The following is a 388-nucleotide window of genomic DNA, read 5'->3' as shown; positions in this document are numbered from 1 at the left end:
CTCCGGATCAATGGATATTTGCTCCTCCCCGAAGCTTTTCGCAGCTTATCACGTCTTTCATCGGCTCTTAGTGCCAAGGCATCCACCCTGCGCTCTTTTCAGCATAACCAACTTTGACTTGAGACCGGGATGATCTCTCGTCTCACATACCTAGCGTGATATGTGTTGGTCGATAGTGCAGATCCTTTGATCTGCCGTTGTTCTCAATAATGTGTTCACATTACCTCGGATGTCTTGATATTTCTATTTGTGTTCTTATATGCGGTTTTCAAGGTACATTTTCATATCTTACGGACCGTTTCCGATCCGAGTGGAGAATACGAGATTCGAACTCGTGACCTCCTGCTTGCAAGGCAGGCGCTCTCCCAACTGAGCTAATCCCCCGTAT

General features: G+C 46.9%; 1 tRNA gene and 1 rRNA gene. Both read right to left on the bottom strand.

The features are described from left to right. A 23S ribosomal RNA gene (locus H6A32_RS15980) occupies window positions 1–109 on the bottom strand; the annotation flags it as partial. 202 nt (window positions 110–311) lie between these two features. Next, window positions 312–384 (bottom strand) — tRNA-Ala (locus H6A32_RS15975). Window positions 385–388 lie beyond the last annotated feature (4 nt).

This window comes from Drancourtella massiliensis, assembly GCF_016900655.1.
Classification (GTDB): Bacteria; Bacillota; Clostridia; order Lachnospirales; family Lachnospiraceae; genus Sellimonas; species Sellimonas catena.
Note: the sequence above shows the minus strand (reverse complement) of the source record. Positions and strands in the feature narration are given on the sequence as shown.